We start from the raw sequence: 9,925 nt of genomic DNA, 5'->3' as shown, positions 1-9,925 counted from the left end.
CTGGCGGCCCCTCAACCCGCTGCGCACCCTGCACCTGCTCGCCTGCCGGGCCCTCGGCCGCGACCCGGAGGCCGGCCGCCCCCTGCCCGCACGCCTCGGCCTGTGGCCCGCCGCGGCCGGGCTCCTCGCCTTCACCTGGCTCGAACTCGTCGCGCCCGACCCCGCATCGCCCACCGCCCTGCTCGTCTTCCTCGGCGGCTACGCGACCGTCCACCTGGCGGGCGCGGCGGTGTACGGGGACCGCTGGTTCGCGCACGCCGACGCCTTCGAGGTTTACTCCGCACTCCTGGCCCGGCTCTCCCCGCTCGGCCGCCGCCCCGCCGACCGGCGGCTCGTGGTGCGCTCCCCGTTCAACGGGCTCGACGCCACGCCCCGGCTGCCCGGACTCACCGCCACCGTCTGCGTGATGCTCGGCTCCACCGCGTACGACGGGTTCTCCGACGCGCCGCGCTGGATCACCACCGTGCAGACCTCGGCCCTGGGCCGTACCACCACCGCCACCCTGGGGCTCGCCGGCGCGGTCGCCCTCGTCGCCGCCCTGTACGCGCTCTGCGCCGGGGCGGTCCGGCTCGTGTGCGGGCGGCCCGCCCACCCGCTCGGCGCGTTCGCGCACTCCCTGGTCCCGATCGCCCTCGGCTACCTCGTCGCCCACTACTTCACGCTCCTCACCACCGAGGGCCCGCGCACCCTGAGCCTGCTGCTCGGCGCCGACCGGCCGGCCGCGCCCCCGCCGCCCCTGGGGCCCGGCGGCGTCGCCACCCTCCAGGTCCTCGCGATCGTCACCGGACACGTCCTCGGGGTGATCGCCGCGCACGACAGGTCCGTACGGCTCATGCCGCCCCGGCGCGCGGTCATCGGCCAGCTCCCGCTGCTCGTCCTGATGATCGCGTACACCGTCGGAGGGCTCGCCCTGCTCATCGCCTGAGCGCGCCCCCGCCCCCCGCCGGGCGCGCAGGAGGTCCACGGCATCATGGAAGACGTGCCCCATGCCCACGCCAACCTCCGCCGCGCGCCCGTGCAGCAGCGCAGCGCCGAACGCCTCGCCCGGATTCTCGACGCCTGCGCCGAACTCCTGGACGAGACCGGCTACGAGCAGTTGTCCACCCGCGCGGTCGCCGCCCGCGCCGGAGTGCCCATCGGCTCCGTCTACCGCTTCTTCTCCAACAAGCGCTCCCTCGCCGACGCGCTGGCCCGCCGCAACCTGGACAGCTACGCCGAGCGGATCACCGGCCGGCTGACCGCCGTCGAGTCCGCCGACTGGCGCGGCGCGATCGACGCCGTGCTCGACGAGTACCTGGCGATGAAACGCACCGTGCCCGGCTTCGCCCTGGTCGACTTCGGCGCCCCCGCCCCCGACGAGGACCCGGCCGACGACGCCAACCAGCGGGTCGCGGGCCGGCTCGCCGAACTCCTGGCGGGCCAGCTGGGCCGGGAGGCCGACGAGGACCTGTCGCGCGCCATCCTGGTCTGTGTGGAGGCGGCCGACGCCCTGCTGAAACTCGCCTTCCGCGCCGACCCGTCCGGGGACGCCGCGATCGTCGCCGAGACCCGCGAACTCCTGCACGCCTACCTCGCGCGACGGCTCGACTGAGCGGCGTCCGGCACAGGCGTGAGCGGTAACCGGAGCCGGTCCGGGACAACTTTGCGCGAGTCATTCCCTCACCGGGCGCAGTGGGCTAATTTCAGGCCACTGCTGCCGCTCCCCACCGCTCCACCACCATCCCTTCCGGGCGGAACCACATGACTCGCGCCATCACGCTCCACAACGTCAGCAAGGCATACGGACGGTCCCCGCGCGCCGTCGACCGACTCTCGCTCCACATCGATCCGGGCGAGTTCGTCGTCCTGCTCGGCCCCTCGGGGTGCGGGAAGTCGACGGTGCTCCGCATGATCGCCGGCCTGGAGGACATCACCGACGGCGAGATCCTGCTCGACGGCGAACCGGCCAACCACCTCACCCCGCGCGAACGCGGGATGTCCATGGTCTTCCAGAACTTCGCGCTCTACCCGACCATGACCAACCGGGACAACATCGGCTTCCCGCTGAAGCTGGAGAACCCGCGCCAGGACCACACCGAACGCATCGAGAACACGGCCAGGATGCTCGGCATCGAGCGCATCCTGGACCGCCGCCCCGGCCAGCTCTCCGGCGGTGAGCGCCAGCGGGTCGCCATGGGGCGGGCCATCTCGCGCCAGCCGTCCGCCTTCCTCATGGACGAGCCGCTGTCCAACCTGGACGCCAAGCTCCGCAACCACCTGCGCGCCGAGATCGCCCAGCTCACCAAGGAACTCGGCGTCACCACCGTCTACGTGACCCACGACCAGGCCGAGGCCATGTCGCTCGGCCACCGGGTCGCCGTCATGCGCGGCGGAATCCTCCAGCAGGTCAGCCCGCCGCGCGAGGTGTACGCCCTGCCGGAGAACGTGTTCGTCGCCGCCTTCATCGGCACTCCTCGGATCAACCTCCTCCAGGCCGTGGTGCACGCGCCGCTGGAGGGCCGGATGTCCATCGACCTCGGCCGCCAGCGCCTGCCGCTGCCCGAACCGCTCAGCACCGACCACCAGTTGCTCCGCATCCAGCAGGGCCGCCCGCTCATCGTCGGCCTGCGCTCCGAGGCGGTCCGCATCGCCCCGCCCAGCCAGGCCCGGCCGGGCGAGGTCGCGCTCAGCGGGATCGTCGAGCACGTCGAGTACCAGGGCCACGAGGCGCTGGTGCACCTCAACACCGGCTCCCGGCCCGCCGTGGTCCCGGAGCTGGAGTCGGCCCGCCCCGACCGGGGACCGGTGCGCCGGCGGCGCGGCGGCACGGGCGGCGGCGGGGTGCTGGAGCGGATCAGGGAGCGCGCCTCCTCCTACGTCGGCGGTTCCGTCGCCGTCCTGGAGGCGCCGGAGAGCGACGACCTGCCGCCCGGCGCGCACAGCCCGGACCGCCCGGCCGTCACCTCCAGCGACCTGGTCGTGCGGACCGGGCCCGACATGATGCTGCGCACCGGCGGCCAGGTGCCGCTCCTGGTCGACCTCGCGCACCTGTACGTCTTCGACCACCAGGGCCGCCGCATCTGCCCGCTGCCGAAGGACGTGCCCGGCCTGGACGTGTAGCCCCGGCCGGGCGCGCCCGGCACGCCGACGTGACGAGGGTCTCTGGCGCCCGAAAACTAACAGCGCTAGTTTGGGGCCCGGACGATCCCGTCCGTCACCGCGAGCCGGGAGGAACAGCGATGAAGGCCCACGAGGGGATGTACATCGGCGGCGCCTGGCGGCCCGCCTCCACCACCGACACGATCGCCGTCGTGAACCCGGCGGACGAGCAGGTCATCGGCCATGTCCCGGCGGGCACCGCCGAAGACGTGGACGCCGCGGTACGGGCGGCCCGCGCCGCCTTCCCCGGCTGGGCCGCCACCCCGCCCGCCGAGCGCGCCGCCCGCCTCGCGGCCCTGCGCGACGTGCTGGGCGCCCGCGCGGAGGAGATCGCCGCGACGGTCACCGCCGAACTGGGCGCCCCGCCCGCCCTGGCCGCCTCGGTGCACGCCGGGCTCCCGGTCATGGTCGCCTCCTCCTACGCCGACCTCGCCGCCGCGTACTCCTTCGAGCAGCGGCACGGCAGCTCCACGGTCTTCCTGGAGCCGGTCGGCGTCGTCGGCGCGATCACCCCGTGGAACTATCCGCTGCACCAGATCGTCGCCAAGGTGGCCCCCGCGCTCGCCGCCGGCTGCACGGTCGTCCTCAAGCCCGCCGAGGACACCCCGCTCACCGCCCAGCTCTTCGCCGAGGCGGTCGCCGAGTCCGGGCTGCCCGCCGGAGTGTTCAACCTGGTCACCGGCCTCGGCCCGGTCGCCGGACAGGCCCTCGCCGAGCACGAGGACGTCGATCTGGTCTCCTTCACCGGGTCCACCGCCGTCGGCCGCCGCATCGGCGCCCTCGCGGGCGGCGCCGTCAAGCGCGTCGCGCTGGAACTCGGCGGCAAGTCCGCCAACGTCGTCCTGCCCGGCGCCGACCTGGCCCGGGCCGTCCACGTGGGCGTCGCCAACGTGATGTCCAACTCCGGCCAGACGTGCAGCGCCTGGACCCGGATGCTGGTGGACGCCGACCGGTACGAGGAGGCCGTGGCCCTCGCGGCGGCGGCCGTCGCCAAGTACGTGCCGGGTGAGCGGATCGGCCCGCTGGTCAACGCCAAGCAGCGGGAGCGGGTGCGCGGTTACATCGAGAAGGGCGTCGAGGAGGGCGCCCGCCTGGTCGCCGGCGGCCCCGAGGCGCCGCTGCCCACCGGCTACTACGTCAGCCCCACGGTCTTCGCCGACGTCACCCCGGAAATGACCATCGCCCAGGAGGAGATCTTCGGCCCGGTCCTGTCCATCCTGAAGTACCAGGACGAGGAGGACGCGCTGCGCATCGCCAACGGCACCGCCTACGGACTCGCGGGCGCCGTCTGGGCCGCCGACGACGAGACGGCCGTGGCCTTCGCGCGCCGCATGGACACCGGCCAGGTCGACATCAACGGCGGCCGCTTCAACCCGCTCGCGCCCTTCGGCGGCTACAAGCAGTCCGGCGTCGGCCGGGAGCTGGGCGAACACGGCCTGGCCGAATACCTCCAGACCAAGTCCCTCCAGTTCTGACCCGGCCGCGGCCGGTCCCGTCCGCCCGCACCGGCCGGCGCCCCCGTTCCGCACCCGTACCGTCCACCGATCAGCAAGGAGCCAGTCCGTGGTCCGCGCCGCCGTACTGTCCGCCGTCGGAGCTCCGCTGGAGATCACCGACATCGTCCTGCCGGAGCCCGGCCCCGGCCGGGTGCGCGTCCGCCTCGCCGCCGCCGGGGTCTGCCACTCCGACCTCTCGCTGTCCAACGGCACGATGCGGGTGCCCGTCCCCGCCGTCCTCGGCCACGAGGGCGCCGGCACCGTCGTCGCGGTGGGCGAGGGCGTCACCCATGTCGCCCCCGGGGACGGCGTCGTCCTCAACTGGGCGCCCTCCTGCGGCAGCTGCTACCACTGCGGGATCGGTGAGGTGTGGCTCTGCGCGTCCGCGCTGGCCGGCGCGTCCGCCGTCCACGCCCGCACGGCCGGCGGCGGCGAGCTGCACCCCGGCCTGAACGTGGCCGCCTTCGCCGAGGAGACCGTCGTCGCCGCGAACTGCGTGCTGCCCGCCCCGGACGGCGTCCCGCTCACCGACGCCGCGCTGCTCGGCTGCGCGGTGCTCACCGGCTACGGCGCCGTCCACCACAGCGCCCGGGTCCGCGCCGGGGAGTCCGTCGCGGTGTTCGGCGTCGGCGGCGTCGGGCTCGCCGTGCTCCAGGCCGCCCGGATCGCGGGGGCGTCGAGGATCGTCGCGGTGGACGTGTCCCCGGAGAAGGAGGAGCTGGCCCGCCGGGCCGGTGCCACCGACTACGTCGTCGCCTCGGACACCACGCCCCGCGAGATCCGGGCGCTCACCGGCGGCCAGGGGGTGGACGTGGCCGTGGAGTGCGTCGGCCGGGCGGTCACCATCCGCGCGGCCTGGGAGTCCACCCGGCGGGGCGGCCGCGCCACGGTCGTCGGGATCGGCGGCAAGGACCAGCAGGTCACGTTCAACGCCCTGGAGATCTTCCACTGGGGCCGGAGCCTGACCGGCTGCGTCTACGGCAACAGCGACCCGGCCCGCGACCTGCCGGTGCTCGCCGAGCACATCCGGGCGGGACGCTTCGACCTGTCCATGATGGTCACCGAACGGATCGGCCTGGACGGCATCCCGGCCGCCTTCGACCGCATGATCGCCGGGCGGGGCGGCCGCGCCCTGGTGGTCTTCTAGCCTTCCCGCCGCGGGGCGGGCTCCAGCTGCGCGTACTGCAGGTCGAGCCCGTCCACCAGGGCCCGCAGCCCCGTCTCGAACGCCCCCTCGTCCACCTGCTGCCGCCGCTCGGCCAGCAGGTGGGCCTGCCCCAGGTGCGGGTAGTCGGCCGGGTCGTACGCCGTCTCGTCGTCCACGAACCCGCGGGCGAAGGAACCGAGCGCCGAACCCGTGATGAAGTAGCGCATCAGCGCGCCGATGGAGGTCGCCTGGGCCGGCGGCCAGCCCGCGCGCACCATGGCCCCGAACACCGCGTCCGCCACCCGCAGCCCGGCCGGGCGCCGCCCCGGCCCCCGGGCCAGCACCGGGACGATGTGCGGATGCGCGGCGAGCGCCGCGCGGTAGGAGACCGCCCAGTCGTGCAGGGCGGCCCGCCAGTCGCGCGGATCGGACTCCTCGAACATCGACAGATCGACCTGCGCGGAGACGGCGTCGGCGACCGCGTCCAGGATCTCGTCCTTGTTGCGGAAGTGGTTGTACAGCGAGGGCCCGCTGACCCCCAGCTCGGCCGCCAGCCGGCGGGTCGAGACCGCGTCGAGCCCTTCGGCGTCCACGAGGGCGCTCGCCGTCTCGACGATGCGTTCTCTGCTCAGGAGGGGCTTGCGCGGGCGGGCCATGCGGCACATAGTAGGCCCTGCGACCTAAAAACTAGCAGTGCTAATTAAGAGGGAGGCCGCGGGCCGTGAACCTGGAACTCAGCGAGGAGCAGGAGGCCGTCCGGCAGCTCGCCAGGGACTTCGTCGCCCGCGACGTCGCCCCGTACGCCGCCGAGTGGGACCGGTCGGAGAACGTCGACAAGTCGATCGTGAAGAAGCTCGGCTCCCTCGGCTTCCTCGGACTGACCGTCCCCGAGGAGTACGGCGGCTCCGGCGGCGACCACCTGGCCTACTGCCTGGTCACCGAGGAGCTGGGCCGGGGCGACTCCTCGGTGCGCGGCATCGTCTCCGTCTCCCTCGGCCTGGTCGCCAAGACCGTCGCCGCCTGGGGCGACGAGGAGCAGAAGCGGCACTGGCTGCCCCGGCTCACCTCCGGCGATGCCGTCGGCTGCTTCGGCCTGACCGAGCCCGGCACCGGCTCGGACGCCGCCGGACTGGCGACCCGCGCGGTGCGGGACGGCGCGGACTACGTCGTCAACGGCAGCAAGATGTTCATCACCAACGGCACCTGGGCCGACGTGGTGCTCCTGTTCGCCCGTACCGATGACACCCCCGGCCACCGGGGCATCTCCGCCTTCCTGGTCCCCGCCGACACCCCCGGCCTCACCCGCCGCACCATCCACGGCAAGCTCGGCCTGCGCGGCCAGGCCACGGCGGAACTCGTCCTCCAGGACGTCCGGGTGCCCGCGAGCGCCCTGCTGGGCCCCGAGGGCAAGGGCTTCTCGATCGCCATGTCCGCCCTGGCCAAGGGTCGGATGTCGGTGGCGGCCGGCTGCGTCGGCATCGCCCAGGCCGCCCTGGACGCGGCCGTGGGGTACGCCGGGCAGCGCGAGCAGTTCGGCCGGCCCATCGCGGGCTACCAGCTCGTCCAGGAACTCATCAGCGACATCTCCGTGGACGTCGAGGCCGCGCGCCTGCTGACCTGGCGCGTCGCCGACCTCGTGGACCGGGGCCGGGACTTCGCCACCGCCGCCTCGCAGGCCAAGCTGTTCGCCTCCGAGGCCGCCGTGCGAGCCGCCAACAACGCCCTCCAGGTCTTCGGCGGCTACGGCTACATCGACGAGTACCCGGTCGGCAAGCTGCTCCGGGACGCCCGCGTGATGACGCTCTACGAGGGCACCAGCCAGATCCAGAAGCTGATCATCGGCCGGTCCCTGACGGGGGTCTCGGCGTTCTGAGTACCGTCTGAGTATCCGCACGGATGTGGCACGCACCACTCCGGCGGATGCTGGGCGCCATGAGTGACACGACACCGGTCAAGCAGCAGAGCACCGCCGCCTTCTACGGGCAGGCCGTCGCCTCCTTCGGGGTGGCGATGGGCGCGGTGGCCCTCGGCATCTACTTCCTCGACGCGAACGCCTGGGTGCGCGGCTTCCTCGCCATCGGGGTCATGTACCTGGTGACCTCCTGCTTCACCCTGGCCAAGGTCATCCGGGACCGGCAGGAGGCGGGCCAGCTCGTCAGCCGGGTGGACCAGGCCCGGCTGGAGAAGATCCTCGCCGAGCACGACCCCTTCCAGAAGCTCTGACGGCGTGCGGCGGCCTGTGGAGAAAGGTTTCCCTAAGCGCTTGCTCAGGATCGCGGTATGGTGTTCGTCCTGCTGACTGAGAGGGGCGAGCGACGATGAGCACGGCGCAGGAGACCGACGCCGAGGACCCGCCGTGGGCCGAGGTGACGCCCGAGGCCGCCCGGCGGCTCCTGGTCGCGGCCGTCGACGCCTTCGCCGAGCGCGGGTACCACGCGACCACCACCCGTGACATCGCGGGCCGCGCCGGCATGAGCCCCGCGGCGCTCTACATCCACTACAAGACGAAGGAAGAGCTGCTCCACCGGATCAGCCGCATCGGCCACGACCGGGCCCTGGCCCTGCTGGAGTCGGCCGCCGACAGCGGCGGCAGCGCCGCCGAGCGCCTCGCCTCCGCCGTGCGCTCCTTCGTCCGCTGGCACGCCGAGCGCCACACCACCGCCCGCGTCGTCCAGTACGAACTCGATGCGCTCGGCGAGGAGCACCGCGCGGAGATCATCGCGCTGCGCCGCCGGACCGACGCGGTGGTGCGCCGGATCATCGGGGAGGGCGTCGCCTCCGGCGAGTTCGACGTGCCGGACGTGCCGGGGACCACGCTCGCGGTCCTCTCGCTCTGCATCGACGTGGCGCGGTGGTTCAACGCGCAGGGCAGCAGGACGCCCGACGAGGTCGGCGAGCTGTACGCCGGCCTGGTGCTGCGGATGGTCGCCGCCGGACGCTGAGCGCCGCGCGCCCCCGGTCCCGCCACGGGACCGGGGGCGTTCGCGTACGCGGGTGGCGGGGGCTCAGAAGTAGTACCGCGACACCGACTCGGCCACGCAGGCGGGCTTGTCGCCGCCCTCCCGCTCGACCGTCACCACGGCGGTGATCTGCACCCCGCCGCCCGCCTCCTCGACGCTCTTGATGACGGCGGTCGCCCGCAGCCGCGAGCCCACCGGTACGGGGGAGGGGAAACGCACCTTGTTGGTGCCGTAGTTGATGCCCATCCGGGCGCCCTCGACCGCCATCACCTGCGGGACGAGCGCCGGCAGCAGCGACAGCGTCAGATAGCCGTGCGCGATGGTCTTCCCGAAGGGGCCGGCCGCGGCCTTCTCCGGGTCCACGTGAATCCACTGGTGGTCGCCCGTGGCGTCGGCGAACAGGTCGATCCGCTTCTGGTCGACCTCCAGCCAGTCGCTGTGGCCCAATTGTTCGCCCACGCCGTCCCGCAGCTCCTGGGCGGAGTTGAAGATCCTCGGCTCTGCCATGTCCCGGTCCCTGCCTTCCCGCTCTGCGTCCATCGCGCACTGTCTAAGCGCTTGCTCAGCATGGTTGGCGGGTGCGTTCCTGTCAACGACGAACCGGTGCGGGCCGGGCCACGTAGGCTTCGACGGGTGCCCAAGATCCCGCAGACACTTCAAGAACTCACGGTCGGCCAGCTCTCCGCGCGCAGCGGCGCCGCGGTGTCGGCCCTGCACTTCTACGAGGCCAAGGGGCTGATCAGCAGCCGCCGCACCAGCGGCAACCAGCGCCGCTACAGCAGGGACGCCCTGCGCCGGGTCGCCTTCGTCCGGGCGGCCCAGCGGGTGGGCATCCCGCTGGCCACGATCCGCGAGGCGCTGGCCGAACTGCCCGAGGAGCGCACCCCCAACCGCGAGGACTGGGCGCGGCTCTCCCGCGCGTGGCGCTCCGAACTCGACGACCGGATCACGCGGCTGGCCCGGCTGCGGGACCACCTCACCGACTGCATCGGCTGCGGCTGCCTCTCGCTGGAGACCTGCGTCCTGTCCAACCCGGACGACATCAGCGGCGAGCGGATCAGCGGTTCCCGCCTGATGCCGGAACGCGCGGTGCGCCGCACGCCCGCCCCCGAGCCGGTCGCAGCGGCGGCGGACTGCGCCGACGACTGCGCCTGACGCGGGACGGCGGGCCCGGAGCGGACCGG

11 protein-coding genes are annotated in these 9,925 nt (G+C 73.6%); 9 read left to right on the top strand and 2 right to left on the bottom strand.

Features of this window, described 5'->3' with window-relative positions; translation table 11 throughout:
* From MHW47_RS26490 to MHW47_RS26470, 5 genes are all read left to right on the top strand, one after another.
* Positions 1-925, top strand: a 925-nt coding sequence (locus MHW47_RS26490; RefSeq protein WP_239226288.1) for a hypothetical protein, incomplete at its 5' end; no start/stop codon positions are given.
* Between the two features lie 45 nt (positions 926-970).
* On the top strand, positions 971-1,591 hold the full coding sequence (locus MHW47_RS26485; protein WP_239226287.1) for a TetR/AcrR family transcriptional regulator: 621 nt from the start codon (positions 971-973) through the stop codon (positions 1,589-1,591).
* A 149-nt stretch (positions 1,592-1,740) separates the two neighbouring features.
* On the top strand, positions 1,741-3,099 hold the full coding sequence (locus MHW47_RS26480; protein WP_239226286.1) for an ABC transporter ATP-binding protein: 1,359 nt from the start codon (positions 1,741-1,743) through the stop codon (positions 3,097-3,099).
* Positions 3,100-3,218: 119 nt separating this feature from the next.
* On the top strand, positions 3,219-4,613 hold the full coding sequence (locus MHW47_RS26475; protein WP_239226285.1) for an aldehyde dehydrogenase family protein: 1,395 nt from the start codon (positions 3,219-3,221) through the stop codon (positions 4,611-4,613).
* An 88-nt stretch (positions 4,614-4,701) separates the two neighbouring features.
* Positions 4,702-5,781, top strand: coding sequence for a Zn-dependent alcohol dehydrogenase (locus tag MHW47_RS26470; protein ID WP_239226284.1), 1,080 nt, complete (start codon positions 4,702-4,704; stop codon positions 5,779-5,781).
* Here MHW47_RS26470 and MHW47_RS26465 read toward each other — a convergent pair.
* Positions 5,778-6,437: a TetR/AcrR family transcriptional regulator gene (locus MHW47_RS26465; protein WP_239226283.1), complete on the bottom strand. Its 660-nt coding sequence runs from the start codon at positions 6,435-6,437 to the stop codon at positions 5,778-5,780. The two genes, MHW47_RS26470 and MHW47_RS26465, sit on opposite strands and share 4 nt — an antisense overlap.
* A 65-nt stretch (positions 6,438-6,502) precedes the next feature.
* Here MHW47_RS26465 and MHW47_RS26460 point away from each other — a divergent pair, with 65 nt between their 5' ends.
* From MHW47_RS26460 to MHW47_RS26450, 3 genes are all read left to right on the top strand, one after another.
* Complete coding sequence (locus MHW47_RS26460; protein WP_239226282.1) at positions 6,503-7,654, top strand: acyl-CoA dehydrogenase family protein; 1,152 nt, start codon at positions 6,503-6,505, stop codon at positions 7,652-7,654.
* Positions 7,655-7,713: 59 nt separating this feature from the next.
* Entirely contained in the window at positions 7,714-8,004 is a 291-nt protein-coding gene (locus MHW47_RS26455; protein WP_111335726.1) for a YiaA/YiaB family inner membrane protein, read from the top strand.
* A gap of 95 nt (positions 8,005-8,099) precedes the next feature.
* Entirely contained in the window at positions 8,100-8,723 is a 624-nt protein-coding gene (locus MHW47_RS26450) for a TetR/AcrR family transcriptional regulator (protein WP_239226281.1), read from the top strand.
* 63 nt (positions 8,724-8,786) lie between these two features.
* On the opposite strand, the gene MHW47_RS26445 is transcribed toward MHW47_RS26450, so the two are convergent.
* Positions 8,787-9,248 (bottom strand): MaoC family dehydratase, encoded by a 462-nt coding sequence (locus MHW47_RS26445; protein ID WP_239226280.1) that lies wholly within the window; start codon positions 9,246-9,248, stop codon positions 8,787-8,789.
* Positions 9,249-9,374: 126 nt separating this feature from the next.
* Here MHW47_RS26445 and soxR point away from each other — a divergent pair, with 126 nt between their 5' ends.
* Positions 9,375-9,896 carry a redox-sensitive transcriptional activator SoxR gene (gene soxR / locus MHW47_RS26440; protein WP_239226279.1) on the top strand — a complete coding sequence of 174 codons (522 nt, stop codon included), beginning with the start codon at positions 9,375-9,377 and terminating at the stop codon, positions 9,894-9,896.
* Positions 9,897-9,925: the final 29 nt, after the last annotated feature.

It is taken from the genome of Streptomyces sp. OfavH-34-F (assembly GCF_022347745.1).
Lineage (GTDB): Bacteria > Actinomycetota > Actinomycetes > Streptomycetales > Streptomycetaceae > Streptomyces.
The sequence above is the reverse complement of the archived record's forward strand: the minus strand, read 5'-3'. Positions and strand labels throughout refer to the sequence as shown.